Below are 13,802 nucleotides of genomic sequence, written 5' to 3'. Positions count from 1 at the left end.
ATGGCCAAAGTAATCGGTATCGACCTCGGCACCACAAACTCCTGTGTTGCTGTGATGGATGGGGGCAAGCCCAAAGTTATTGAGAATTCAGAAGGCGCACGCACGACGCCTTCAATCGTCGCCTTTACGAAGGATGGCGAGCGTTTGATCGGTCAGCCGGCCAAGCGTCAGGCAGTCACGAACCCGGACAATACTCTGTTCGCAATCAAGCGCCTGATCGGTCGCCGGTTCGATGATCCGCTGACAAAGAAAGATTCAGAGCTCGTCCCGTACGACATCGTCAAAGGCAAGAATGGCGATGCATGGGTCGAAGCAGGCGGCGAAGAATATTCGCCTAGCCAGGTTTCTGCTTTCATCCTGCAGAAGATGAAAGAGACCGCTGAGGGCTACCTTGGCGAAGATGTGAAGCAGGCGGTCATCACTGTTCCTGCATACTTCAACGATGCTCAGCGTCAGGCAACGAAGGATGCAGGCCAGATCGCTGGTCTTGAAGTCCTGCGTATCATTAACGAGCCGACAGCTGCTGCGCTCGCCTACGGCCTCGACAAGGAAGACGGCAAGACCATCGCTGTCTATGACCTTGGTGGCGGTACGTTCGACGTCTCAATCCTTGAGATCGGCGATGGCGTGTTTGAAGTGAAGTCAACCAATGGCGATACGTTCCTTGGTGGTGAAGATTTCGACAGCGCGATTGTCGAATGGCTTGCAGACCAGTTCCAGAAAAAAGAGAACATGGACCTGAAGACGGACAAGCTTGCGCTGCAACGTCTGAAGGAAGCCGCTGAGAAAGCGAAGATCGAGCTTTCAAGCTCTGCCACGACGGAAATCAATCTGCCGTTTATCACTGCGCGCATGGAAGGTGGTTCATCCACGCCATTGCACTTGGTGGAAACGCTGAGCCGTTCTGATCTCGAAAAGCTCGTTGGCGACCTGATCCAGCGTACACTTGAGCCATGCAAAAAGGCTCTGGCCGACGCAGGCATCTCCAAGGATGATATCGACGAAGTGATCCTGGTTGGCGGTATGACCCGCATGCCGAAGGTTCGCGAAGTGGTCGAGAAGTTTTTCGAAGCGAAGCCGCACACTGGTGTGAACCCGGATGAAGTGGTCGCTATGGGTGCTGCCATTCAGGCAGGCGTGCTGCAGGGCGACGTCAAGGACGTGCTCCTGCTGGACGTGACGCCGCTGTCGCTCGGTATCGAAACGCTGGGCGGTGTCTTCACTCGCATGATCGATCGCAATACGACGATCCCGACGAAGAAGACGCAGACTTACTCGACGGCAGAAGACAACCAGAACGCGGTGACGATCCGGGTTTTCCAGGGTGAGCGTGAAATGGCAGCCGACAACAAGCTGCTTGGCCAGTTTGACCTGGTCGGCATTCCGCCTGCGCCGCGCGGTGTCCCGCAGATCGAAGTCACCTTTGACATCGATGCGAACGGCATTGTGAACGTCTCTGCCAAGGACAAGGGCACTGGCAAAGAGCAGACGATCAAGATCCAGGCTTCTGGTGGTCTCAGCGATGCTGACATCGACCAGATGGTGCAGGATGCCGAGAAGTTTGCTGAAGAGGACAAGAAGCGCCGCGAAGGTGCGGAAGCCCGCAACCAGGCTGACAGTCTTGTCCACGCGACAGAAAAGCAGCTCGAAGAGCACGGCGACAAGATCGATGCGGACACCAAGTCTGCGGTTGAGGCAGCCCTTGGTGAGACCAAGGAAGCGCTTGAAGGCGATGATGTCGACGCGATCAATGCGAAGGCACAGGCCTTGACGGAAGCTGCCATGAAGATGGGGCAACAAATCTACGAGAAGGAGCAGGCAAATGCGGCTCCTGAAGGTGATGCTGCAGATGCTTCCGATGCAGCAGAGGCCGACGAAGACGTTGTCGACGCGGAATTCTCTGAAGTCGACGAAGACAAGAAGGACTGATGTCCTGATGATAACTCCAGCCGCCACTCGTGCAGTTCGTACGGGTGGCGGTTAGAGTTTACGGGCAGGGTACGGGGTCACAATGTCTGCAACTGAGATCGACTTTTACCAGCTTTTGGAAGTCTCCCGCGATGCTGACGGGGGCACCATCAAAAGTGCCTATCGCAAGATGGCGATGAAGTATCACCCTGATCGCAATCCTGGCGATGCAGAAGCAGAAGCGCAGTTCAAAGCGATCAATGCAGCTTATGACTGTTTGAAGGATCCGCAAAAGCGCGCGGCCTATGATCGCTTTGGGCATCAGGCCTTTACCGAAGGCATGGCTGGCGGCGGCGGCAGGGGCGGACATCCCGGCGCAGACTTCGGTGATATTGGCGACATCTTCGAAACGATTTTCGGGAGCGCTTTTGGTGGCGGTGCCGGACGTCAGCAGGCGCGGCGCGGTGCGGACTTGCGCTACAATCTCGATGTCACTCTGGACGAGGCCTTCCACGGCAAAGAGACGCAGATCGAAATCGAAGTCTCGGCTGAATGCGACACTTGCGATGGCTCCGGCGCCGAGCCGGGTACCAGCGAACGACGCTGCAATCTTTGTAACGGTCAAGGCGCAGTGCGCGCCAAGCAGGGCTTCTTCGTCGTCGAGCGGCCATGCCCGACTTGCCATGGGCGCGGCGTAGTCATCGAAACGCCTTGCGGCGAGTGCCGCGGGGAAGGGCGCGTAGACAAGGTGCAAGCGCTGGAAGTCACCATTCCGCCGGGTGTTGATACCGGTACCCGCATTCGCCTTGCCGGGCGCGGAGAAGCGGGGCCGCATGGTTCACCACCCGGCGACCTCTACATTTTCGTTCAAGTCCGGCCGCATAATGTGTTTGAGCGTCAAGGCACGACGCTTGCGACCCGTGTGCCACTGAGCTTTACGACAGCGGCTCTGGGCGGATCGATCGATATTCCTGATCTGGACGGCTCGACCAACACCGTCGATATTCCCGCAGGTATCCAGTCCGGCAAGCAGTTGCGCGTGCGCGGTGCGGGTATGCCGGTTCTACAAGGGCGAGGGCGAGGCGATCTCGTCGTCGAAGTGGCGGTGGAAACACCGACCAAGCTCTCCAAGAAGCAGAAGGAGCTGCTCAAGGAATTCCGCGAGACGGAGACGGGTGACGAATGCCCGGAAAGTCGTGGTTTCTTCGAATCACTGAAGAACGCGTTCGGCGGTTGATCGCACAAGTCACTTCGGCGCTCCCACTCGACAGTATCAAATTGAAAGCCTAGGCAACTCCCAAGGGACTGGGAGATATGCTGATGAAGACGCGCGTCTTTGCAACACTGGCAGCAGCAACAATTCTTGCCTCGCCAATCGCGGCACAACAGGATTTGAGCGAAGTCGAGATCACCACTGAGGAGATCGCGCCGGGCGTAGCGGTCCTTTATGGCGCGGGCGGCAATATCGGTGTCAGCCACGGTGAAGACTACACCGTCCTGATCGATGACCAGTTTGCGCCGCTTTCTGAAAAGATCGAAGCAGCCGTTGGAGAGCTGGGTGCAAATCCCGTTCACTATGTCGTGAGCACGCATTGGCATGGCGATCATACCGGCGGCAACGAGCATTTCGGCGAGAAGGGCGCGCATATCTTCGCGCATGAGAATGTCCGCGTCCGTATGAGCACGGACCAGCAACGCGGCGAACGCGTCACGCCTGCCTCACCCGGTGCAGCTTTGCCTGTGGTGACTTATGATCGCGGCGTCACGCTTCACATGAACGGCGATACAATCGATGTTATGTTCATCGGTGGCGGTCACACGGATGGCGACAGCATCGTGATCTGGCGTGAGAAAAACATCGTCCATATGGGTGATCTCTATTTCAAGATTTCAGGCTGGCCCTTCGTCGACAACATGTCCGGCGGAGATGTCCAGCAGCTGCTGTTCTCGCTCGATACCGCGCTGACGATGATGGATGACGAAACCAAGGTCATTCCCGGTCACGGGCCGATGTCGAATAAAGCCGAGCTGATGGCCTATCGCAATATCATCGGTGAGGCGGTGACTCGGCTGCGTGCGCTGAAATCGTCCGGAAGCACCATTGAAGAGGCGAAGGCAATGAAGCCACTCGACAGTTTCGAACGCGGCGAAGGTTTCATTTCTGCTGATCGCTTCATCGAAACTGTGTGGGACAGTCTCGACTAGGGGGTCAAAGGCCGCCCAAGCGTTCTTCGACTTCCGCCCTCAGAGTATTGAGCAGGCCGGACCTGCATCGGCCTGCAGCCTCTTCCTCTGCCAGAATGGCGAGAAACGCATCGCGCTTGAACGCCATGCATTGATTATCCGGCAACGGGGCTTCCAATGTCGAGCACACCAGGTCGATCATCCGCTCAGCGCCGTGAAGACGACCCCACAGATAATCGTTCTCGCGATAGGCACGACTGAAGAATGCGCCGAAATTGAAGAACTCTGTGCCGCGCAAAGTGGCTGAAGTCCCGCCTTCGCGAATGCTCAAAGCGTCATCGGGCGAGATCCGGTCGACCTTTACAGGGTCATACTCAGTCAGGCCTTCATTACGCACCAGCGGCAGGGTCGCAACATCATAGAACGGGAAGCCCAGATAAGTCAGCAACATGCGCCGACGCAGGCCCTTGGGCATCTGTTCAAGCGCATTTGTGAGCAGCTCTTCTGCTTTCTCGTCGACTGTTGGTAGCAGACGCAATTTTGCCAGATGGTCGAGCACCGCACCAGGCTCTGTCAGCACTTCACTTGCCAGAGCGGGAAAGTCCTTTCCTAGCGGTGCGAGACCGTCACGCATGAGATAGAGCTCGAGTATCTGGTATATCGCTTCGCGCGCCACATCGAGCGCGTCATCGGGAATGTCCGGATCAACTTCCCAGTCGCGGGCAAGCCTTCGCGCTAACAGTCGCAAGCGGCGAATGCGAAAACCCAGATCATGCGCGCGGAAGAACGCAATCGCCGCATTGTTCGCACCGCCTTTGGGATCGCTCAGCGAGGTAAGGCCGCGCGCTGCGAGTTCTGTCCGCAACACCTCTTCGACCGGTCCTGCATCCGGCAACGGCAGTTCAGGTGCCGCATCGAATGTGTGCTTGGCAAGTTGCTCGACGATCCCTGTGAATTTGGTCTGCGCATAGGATTGGAATGCATAACCAGCATTCTCAGCAGCAGCTTGTTGAGCTTTGGAGCGCCACGCTTTCAGACGTTTCGGCGTTGGACTATCGAGAAAGAAGGTGCGGCCGAACAGTTTCTCGACCGCTCGGTCGATTTCAGGACGCATGCCTTGAACCATCCGGCGGAGGCGTTCAGCATCGCGCGATTGCTCTTCTAGCACTTCAAGATTGTCTCTTATGGGCTGCTCGCGCGGGATTGTCGAAAGCGAGCCGAAGATCGCGCCGAAGAACCCGACAGGCTCTTTCGCTTTGACATACTCATCACCAAATCGGTCCGGGCGCGGGTCGATATAGACGAAACGGCGGTCGACTTCGCGTTGCGAAGGTCTGCGATCAAGCGCTTCAATCGCGCCTCTGAAAGGCGCGTTCACAAGAACCGAGCCATCGATCAGGGCGACACTGTCAGTAATCCCCGCACGATGTTGAACCGGCATAATTGCTCGCAAAAAAGCGTCGCGTCCCGGCCAGCCATGCTCGCGGCGCTCAGCTAAGCGATCTATCTCGGCAAGCTCGAGCGCGGGGAAAGCACCTGGAAAGCTTGCGGTCGCGCGTGCAGCCAGCGTTAGCTCCAGCGGATTGGAAAGCGAAAGTCCGCCTTGCGACGGCGTCCTCGACTTGATCTCAATCGGCAAGCGATGCTCGGCCTCTTCGACGACCGGAGGCGAATTCAAACGCAGCATCTCGCGGTGCCCGCGAAAATCTGTCGCGGTGACGAACAGATCTACAGGGTGTCCTGGGGGCAGGAGCGGGTCCTCGACCTGGCCTGCCCGCATCGCCGCAAGCGCATCAAACAGCAGAGTGGAAAAACCGTCGCCAGAGAATGGCGGCTGAAACCAACGACCTCTTACAAAGCGACTCACCTTGGTGCGGACTTCTTGGCGCGTTTCTGGAGCAACGCTTTCAGATACAACGTTACCAGGACGCGAGAATAGCCACCAAGCAATCGGCTGAGCCCAAAACTTTGCGAATTTCCACATGGGGCGCGCATCGGGGTCGAGCAGTTTGTCGACATCAGCATTGGTCAGCCACAAATCGGTGAGCGGCTCCAGCGAGTGACCGGAATGGATCGCTTCAGCGAGGAAGACCGCATTGATGCCGCCTGCGCTCGCGCCTGTCAGGATGTCAGGCAGGACTCGCAGTTTAAGCCCAGCACGGCTTTCAATGTGGTGGAATAAACGACGGTAGACAGTCTCAACGCCGCCACAATCAGGCCCACCGCAATGGAAGCCGCGACTGGCGCGCGCCAGCTGCCATATCTCCTTCGTGACGCCGTGCATGTAGACTGCAAGGCTGACGCCACCATAGCAAACGAGGGCAATGCGGAGTTCTTTCTGACGCACATGAGCGTGATGCAGGGGATAAGCACGAAAGGCAATTGCGTTCTTATTCTGTTCTGCGTATTCCTTGGGGATGGCAAAGCCGAAAAAACGATATGTCTGTCAGGCCTGTGGCAGTGTGACGCACCGCTGGCAGGGGCAATGCCCCGACTGTGCGGAATGGAACACAATGGTGGAGGATGCACCGGCCACGGTGTTCTCGCAAAAACACGATCTGTCGAGCGGCGGGCGTGCGCTGCAGTTTGTGCCACTCGATGGCCCGGCGGAATTGCCGAAACGCAGGCCAACCGGGCTAGCCGAGTTTGACCGCGCGCTTGGGGGAGGGCTCGTGCCCGGTTCAGCGGTTTTGATGGGCGGCGATCCGGGCATCGGCAAGTCAACGCTCTTACTCCAAACTGCAGCGACGGTTGCGAAAGGCGGCGGAACCGCGATCTATGTCAGCGGGGAAGAGGCAACAGGACAGGTGAGGATGCGCGCTGCCCGGCTAGGACTTGCTGACGCCCCGATTCAGCTAGCGAGTGAGGCTTCTGTTCGCGATATCCTCACTACACTGACTTCGATGGAATCGCCTGCCTTGCTCGTGATCGATTCGATCCAGACGATGCATTCGGACACCATCGAAGGCGCTCCGGGTACAGTGAGCCAGGTCCGTGGCTGCGCGCTCGAGCTGATCCGTTATGCCAAGCAGAACGATGTCGCTCTGGTGCTCGTTGGCCACGTTACAAAGGACGGTAATATCGCTGGCCCGCGCGTGCTTGAACACATGGTCGATGTGGTGATGAGCTTTGAAGGCGAACGAAGCCACCAGTTCCGCATTTTGCGCGCTCTCAAGAACCGTTTCGGTGCAGTCGACGAGATCGGTGTCTTCGCGATGGAAAGCGAAGGTCTGGCCGAAGTACCAAACCCGTCAATGCTGTTCCTGTCGGGACGCGATGAGCCTTTGGCAGGAAGCGCGGTATTTCCTGCGCTAGAAGGAACGCGGCCGGTGCTGGTCGAAATACAAGCACTTATTGTGCGGCTGCAATCGGGCGCAACACCGAGGCGTAGCGTGGTGGGATGGGACAACAGCCGCTTGGCGATGCTGCTGGCGGTACTGGAATCGCGTTGCGGGCTCAATTTCAGTTCGGCTGAGGTCTATCTCAACATCGCGGGCGGGTATCGCTTGGCAGATCCTGCGGCGGATTTGGCGGTCGCTGCGGCATTGGTTTCAGCGCTCGCAGACAAGCCGATGCCTAAGCAAAGCGTCTGGTTCGGAGAAGTGTCACTGGCGGGTGAAGTCCGCCCGGTTGCTCATGCGAATATCCGCGCAAAAGAGGCGGCAAAGCTGGGATTCAGTAAGGCGTTCGGCCCGTCGGACGCAAAAACCGGTTCGTCTTCGTTGAAATATCATCAGTTGGGACAGCTCGCAAAGCTCGTTGACCATGTGATGGGGAATGCATAATCCATCGCGCCTATGACGGGTTTCGATATTATTGTTCTGATTATCGTGGGTGTGGCTGCGATCGGGGGCTTCATGCGCGGCCTTGTGCAGGAAGTGCTTTCGCTCGCGGCGTGGGTCTTGGCGGCATTTGCGATCCGATATTTGCACACGCCGCTCACGGAGCAGCTCGTCATCTATCTCGAAGAGCCGACGACGACATCGATCCTCGCATTCGCTCTGCTGCTGCTAATCCCTTATGCCGCAATGAAAGTGATTGCGAGCAATGCTGGCCAAGCAGCGCGCGGCTCGATCCTTGGTCCGATTGATCGTGTGCTTGGTTTCGGGTTTGGAGCGCTCAAAGGCGCTATCATCATCGTCTTTGCGTTTTCTGTCCTGGTGCTCGGGTTCGACACGGTCTGGGGTTACGAGGGACGGCCTGCTTGGATGTCGACGGCGCGGACCTATCCGGTTGTTGATGCAGCTTCTCGCGATCTGGTTGAAATAATCGCTGAGCGCCGTGCGCAAGTCTCAGGGACAGGCGACGACGCGGAATGACTATCGGGAGTGTTGCAAAGCTCTACACCAGCGAAGTGCTGGGGCTTGCGGTGCAATTGGCGCGATATCCTTTGAGCGATGACTTTGCCTCGAGGGGTGAAGCAAGGTCACGAACATGTGGCAGCTCGCTTACCATGGGTCTGTCGCAAGGCGATGATGGTGAAATCACGCAGATCGGTATGCAAGTGAGCGCCTGCGCGATCGGACAAGCCGCCGCCGCTATATTTGCTGCGGATGCAAAGGGCCGCACGCTCGCCGATATCGAGCGCGCGAAAGCCAGTCTGGAAGGTTGGCTTCATGGGGCCGAAGAGATGCCTGCCTGGAGCGGAATATCAACACTCGAGGAAGCGCGTTCGTATTCAAGCCGCCATGGTGCAATCCTGCTTCCGTGGAGCGCAGCAATAGAGGCGCTTTCCAAGGCACAAGACAGCCGCTAGAGGAACCATTCGCTTACTCAGGGGAGACGTAAGGGAAGCCATGGCTACGACTGCAGACCACGCCGCAAAAGAACCCAGCCAGAAGGAAATCCGGCTCGTTATTGGCGCCAGCAGCGCCGGGACCGTGTTCGAGTGGTACGATTTCTTCATCTACGGCACACTCGCCTACATTCTCAAAGATGCGTTTTACGACGTCGAGAACGAAACGCTGGCATTGCTGCTTGTGTGGTCGACCTTCGCGGTTGGCTTTGCTTTCCGTCCCATTGGCGCGATACTGTTCGGCTTTCTTGGCGACAAACTCGGGCGGAAATACACATTCCTTGTGACAGTTACGTTGATGGGTATCGCGACAGCCGGGGTCGGCATGATCCCCACGGTCGATACGATTGGCATCGCTGCGCCCATTATCGTCATCATATTGAGGGTCTTGCAGGGCCTCGCGCTAGGCGGTGAATATGGCGGCGCGGCAATCTATGTCGCAGAGCACTCACCGCCGGAGAAGCGCGGATATTATACGAGCTTTATCCAGGCGAGTGTTGCGGGCGGTTTTGTACTGTCGATCGCCGTTGTCTTGTCCTGCCGTTTCCTGATCCCTGAGGATGACTTCCTCGCTTGGGGCTGGCGCGTACCATTTCTGCTGTCCATCGTGCTGCTCGGCATCTCGCTGTGGATGCGACTGATGCTGTCGGAAAGCCCTGTGTTCAAAGCGATGAAGGAAGAGGGCAAAATCGCAGGCAATCCGTTCGTCGAAAGCTTTACGTATCCCGGGAACAAGAAGCGCATCTTTGTCGCCCTGTTCGGTGTCACAGGCATCCTGACGACGATCTGGTACACCGCATTCTTTAGCGGCATGTCGTTCCTGCGCGGGCCGATGAACCTGGACGCGCTGACGGTCGAGCTGATCCTGTTTTTCGCAGGCACCCTCGCCATGGGTTTCTATCTGATCGTTGGCAAGTGGTCGGACAGAGTAGGGCGCCGCAAGCCCATCCTGATTGGTGCGGTACTGACCCTGATCACCCTGTTCCCAGCGTTCTGGTTGATGGGCTCGCTCGCCAATCCGGGTCTTGCAGAGGCAGCTAAGCGTGCGCCCGTGGTCGTAAGCGGCCCGGAATGCACAACTGATCCTTTTGCAGAGCTGTTTGACCGGAGTCAGACCAACTGCGGTTCTGTGCTTGAGACGCTGACTGCATCAGGTGTTCCATACACGGTTGAGCCCGCAAGCGAGGTCGGGTTGTCCGTCGCCGGGCAAGCTGTAGCCATCGACGAGGCCTGGTTTACTGACAGTGTTGCTCGCAAGGCTGGCGTTCAGGCTGCTCTGACAGAGCAGGGCTTCGACTTCTCACAGCCCGAACTGAGCGCAGGCGCGTGGATCGGGATCGTTGCGATCCTGCTCTGGATGGCATGGCTCTCCGCGCTGACTTATGGTTCAGTGGCAGCGCTCTTGTCCGAAATGTTCCCGCCTGAAATCCGCTATTCCTCGATGTCGATCCCCTATCACATCGGTGCCGGCTATCTTGGCGGTTTCCTGCCTCTGATTGCAGGGATCATCGTAGCGCGCAGCGGCGATATCTATGCCGGGCTTTGGTACACATGGGTCGTCGTTGCTTTCGGCATCGTGATCGCTTTGTGGGGCTTGCCTTCAGGCCCGCCGCGCGACTTCGGCGAAGATGCCGGATAAGCCATCTTCAACGCTAAGGCTTACTGTCGATACAGACGCGCTGGCAGCAAACTGGCGTGCGCTCGATGCGATGTCAGGCGCTGCAAAGGCTGGCGCTGCGGTCAAAGCGGACTGCTACGGCCTTGGCGTTGACACTTGTGTGCCTGTATTGCGCGATGCTGGCTGCCAACACTTCTTTGTCGCGCATTGGAGCGAGGTTGAAGCGGTCGCGCACCACATTCCCGCAAGCCAGATCGCGGTCCTTCATGGCGTTTTGACGTCAGAGGATGCGGATTACGCTCAGCAGATAGGCGCAGTCCCCGTCATCAATTCCGTCGAACAAGCAGAGCGCTGGCAAGCGAGCGGAGGCGGGCGATGCCACCTGATGGTGGATAGCGGGATCAACCGTCTAGGGCTTTCGCCCAGCGAGCTTGGCGACGCGAATGTGCAAGCGCTCGAGGTCGATGTGCTGATGAGCCATCTGGCTTGCGCGGATGAAGACAGCCCGATGAACGCGCGCCAGCTTGAAGTCTTCAAGCAAACGAGGCAGCAAGTTGCGCACCGCTCAGCCAGCCTTGCGAATTCGGCTGGCATAGCGCTTGGCAGCGACTATCATTTCAATCTCACACGTCCGGGCCTGGCTCTTTATGGCGGAGTGCCTCGCACGGAACTCTCCGGCGCAATCACACCGGTTGCTGGCGTCGAAGCCGCTATCCTTCAAACGCGAACAATCTGCGCAGGTGAGACAGTGGGCTACAATGCTCGCTTCACTGCCGACCGTGACATGCGCATTGGGGTCGTCTCGCTTGGCTATGCGGACGGGATCCTTCGCAGCTGGCGAGGGCAGGGTGCGTTTACCTTTGGCGACAAGCACCTGCCCATGCTCGGCACCGTGTCAATGGATATGATCGTAGCCGACTTGACCGAGGCGCCCGAAGTGCGCGAGGGCAACTGGGTAACGCTGCCATACAACCTGCAAAACGCGGCGCAGCAAAGCGGGCTGTCGCAATACGAATTGCTGACGGTTCTGGGGACCCGCTTGCGCTCTGGTAACGCCTGATGTTGCACTGCACATTGTGCAGGTGCTAACGCAGCAAAGTCGCACAAAAACGAAAGAGAATTCATGGGACGAGCGAAGCGAAATGATGGCGATGCCATCATCATCAAGAAATACGCCAATCGGCGGCTCTACAATACCGACAGCTCCAGCTACATCACGCTGGAAGACCTCGCGAAGATGGTGCGCGATGACGTCGATTTTGTAGTGCTCGATGCCAAGACCAGCGATGATATTACCCATTCGATCCTCACGCAGATCATCATGGAAGAAGAGGCAAGCGGCGGCGGGCAAATGCTGCCGGTCAATTTCCTTCGCCAGTTAATCGGCATGTATGGCAATTCGATGCAGTCGCTCATGCCGTCCTATCTTGAAGCGAGCATGCAGAACTTTCGCCAGAACCAGGCGAAAATTCGCGAAGCTTTCGAAAAGGGGATCAGCAATTCTCCGATTGCGAAGATCCACGAAACCAACATGGCCATGATGCGCGCGGCAGCGGACGCATTGATTCCGGGAGCAAGCGGCAAGAGCTCGGCATCGCAAGAGGCATCGTCCGACAAGGAAGAACTCGCTGCCCTTCGTGAGCAGATGGCGCAAATGCAGAAAAAGCTGGATGAGCTTGGCAAGTAAGCCGGCTTGGCTCTAGAGGCCGCGCTCATATCATCAGCAAAAATCCAAGAACGAGAACTCTCCCTGTGTCCAACATCCGTCACGCCCTGTCAGTCAAGCGCACTGACGACTTTGCCAAATGGTATCAGGAAGTCATTTCAGCTGCTGAAATGGCGGAAGAATCCGGCGTGCGCGGATGCATGGTCATTAAGCCATGGGGCTATGGCATCTGGGAGCGGATCCAGCGTTTGATGGATGAACGCATTAAGGCGGCGGGCGTCGACAATGTCTATTTCCCGATCTTCATTCCGCTGAAGAATTTCGAGCGTGAGGCAAGCCATGTCGAAGGCTTTGCGAAGGAGATGGCGGTTGTCACGCATCACCGTCTGATTGGCGATGGCAATGGTGGCTTGATCCCTGATCCAGAAGCCAAGCTGGAGGAGCCGTTGGTGGTTCGTCCAACTTCGGAAACAATCATTGGCGATGCCATGGCGCGCTGGATCCAGAGCTGGCGCGATCTGCCACTGCTGACCAACCAGTGGGGTAATGTTGTGCGCTGGGAAATGCGTACGCGGATGTTCCTGCGGACCAGCGAATTCCTTTGGCAGGAAGGTCATACCGCGCACGAAACGCGTGAGGATGCTTTGGAAGAAACGCATCGTGCGCTGGAAATGTATCGCGCTTGTGCTGAGGAAGACTTGGCGCTTCCAGTTGTTGCTGGGGAGAAGCCGGAGAATGAGCGCTTTCCTGGTGCAGACGAGACCTGGTCAATCGAAGCGATGATGCAGGATGGTAAAGCGCTCCAGGCGGGCACTTCGCATTATCTCGGGACCAATTTCGCTAAGGCTGCTGGGATCAAATATCAGGACCGTGAAGGCAGCGAGCAATTCGCGCACACGACCAGCTGGGGCGTGTCGACGCGGATGATTGGCGGTGTCATCATGACGCATGGCGATGATGACGGCCTGCGCGTCCCGCCTCGTATTGCTCCGCATCAGATCGTGATCCTGCCCATGCTGCGCGACAAGCCCGAGGACGAAGCCCTGCTCGCCTATTGCGAGGAAGTGCGCGCTGCCTTGGCCTCGCAATCGGCCTTGGGTGAGCCGATCCGCGTGCTGCTCGACAAGCGGGCTGGCAAGGCTGCCGCCAAGCGGTGGGACTGGGTGCGCAAGGGCGCGCCGATTGTGATCGAAGTCGGTAGTCGCGACATGGAAGGCGGTAAGGTAGCCGTACTCCGCCGCGATGACCTTTGGAATCCCGAGAATGGCAAACCGAATTTCGACTTTGCTGAGCGCGAGGGCTTTATCTCACGCGCTTCAGCGATCCTTGAAGAAATTCAAGCGGGCCTCTTCAACGAAGCACGCGAGCGCCGTGATGCCAATATCACGCGCGGGGTCACCAGCATGGATGAAGTCGCGGCGTTCTATTCCTCCGGCGAGCAATTTCCGGGCTGGGTCGAAGTGCAATGGGCCAAGCCTACAGGAGACGCGCTGGAAAAGGTCGTCGAGACTTTGAAAGCGCACAAGCTCACCATTCGCAACGTGCCACGCGACGCAGCGCCGGCCGACGGGGCTTGCATCTTCACCGGCGAGCCAGCGCTCGAGCGCATTCTCATCGCGAAGGCTTACTAG

Annotated in this window: 11 protein-coding genes; 10 read left to right on the top strand and 1 reads right to left on the bottom strand. The window is 57.7% G+C overall.

The genetic code is table 11. From position 1 onward, the window contains the following. From dnaK to HUO12_RS03915, 3 genes are all read left to right on the top strand, one after another. Entirely contained in the window at positions 1-1,929 is a 1,929-nt protein-coding gene (gene dnaK, locus HUO12_RS03925; protein WP_176272360.1) for a molecular chaperone DnaK, read from the top strand. Positions 1,930-2,011: 82 nt separating this feature from the next. After that, complete coding sequence (gene dnaJ, locus HUO12_RS03920; protein ID WP_176272359.1) at positions 2,012-3,145, top strand: molecular chaperone DnaJ; 1,134 nt, start codon at positions 2,012-2,014, stop codon at positions 3,143-3,145. Between the two features lie 83 nt (positions 3,146-3,228). Continuing rightward, positions 3,229-4,113, top strand: a complete 885-nt coding sequence (locus HUO12_RS03915) for an MBL fold metallo-hydrolase (RefSeq protein ID WP_232367301.1) — start codon at positions 3,229-3,231, stop codon at positions 4,111-4,113. Between the two features lie 4 nt (positions 4,114-4,117). Here HUO12_RS03915 and HUO12_RS03910 read toward each other — a convergent pair whose 3' ends face one another. Then, a complete protein-coding gene (locus HUO12_RS03910; RefSeq protein WP_176272357.1) occupies positions 4,118-6,439 on the bottom strand; it encodes a patatin-like protein in 2,322 nt (773 codons plus the stop codon). 70 nt (positions 6,440-6,509) lie between these two features. Here HUO12_RS03910 and radA point away from each other — a divergent pair, with 70 nt between their 5' ends. The 7 genes from radA (at position 6,510) to proS (ending at position 13,802) form a co-directional block, all read left to right on the top strand. Continuing rightward, entirely contained in the window at positions 6,510-7,877 is a 1,368-nt protein-coding gene (gene radA / locus HUO12_RS03905; RefSeq protein ID WP_176272356.1) for a DNA repair protein RadA, read from the top strand. A 12-nt stretch (positions 7,878-7,889) separates the two neighbouring features. Then, positions 7,890-8,411: a CvpA family protein gene (locus HUO12_RS03900; RefSeq protein ID WP_176272355.1), complete on the top strand. Its 522-nt coding sequence runs from the start codon at positions 7,890-7,892 to the stop codon at positions 8,409-8,411. Next, positions 8,408-8,848 carry an iron-sulfur cluster assembly scaffold protein gene (locus HUO12_RS03895; protein ID WP_176272354.1) on the top strand — a complete coding sequence of 147 codons (441 nt, stop codon included), beginning with the start codon at positions 8,408-8,410 and terminating at the stop codon, positions 8,846-8,848. The genes HUO12_RS03900 and HUO12_RS03895 overlap by 4 nt, the downstream gene beginning before the upstream one ends. Positions 8,849-8,888: 40 nt before the next feature. Further along, on the top strand, positions 8,889-10,526 hold the full coding sequence (locus HUO12_RS03890) for an MFS transporter (RefSeq protein WP_176272353.1): 1,638 nt from the start codon (positions 8,889-8,891) through the stop codon (positions 10,524-10,526). After that, entirely contained in the window at positions 10,516-11,565 is a 1,050-nt protein-coding gene (gene alr / locus HUO12_RS03885; RefSeq protein WP_176272352.1) for an alanine racemase, read from the top strand. The genes HUO12_RS03890 and alr overlap by 11 nt, the downstream gene beginning before the upstream one ends. A gap of 63 nt (positions 11,566-11,628) precedes the next feature. Next, complete coding sequence (gene phaR / locus HUO12_RS03880) at positions 11,629-12,192, top strand: polyhydroxyalkanoate synthesis repressor PhaR (RefSeq protein ID WP_176272351.1); 564 nt, start codon at positions 11,629-11,631, stop codon at positions 12,190-12,192. 65 nt (positions 12,193-12,257) lie between these two features. Further along, the gene (gene proS / locus HUO12_RS03875; RefSeq protein WP_176272350.1) at positions 12,258-13,802 is read left to right on the top strand and encodes a proline--tRNA ligase; all 1,545 of its coding nucleotides are present in this window, start codon (positions 12,258-12,260) and stop codon (positions 13,800-13,802) included.

The organism is Altererythrobacter lutimaris, assembly GCF_013371495.1.
GTDB classification, from domain to species: Bacteria; Pseudomonadota; Alphaproteobacteria; order Sphingomonadales; family Sphingomonadaceae; genus Erythrobacter; species Erythrobacter lutimaris_A.
Note: the sequence above shows the minus strand (reverse complement) of the source record. Positions and strands in the feature narration are given on the sequence as shown.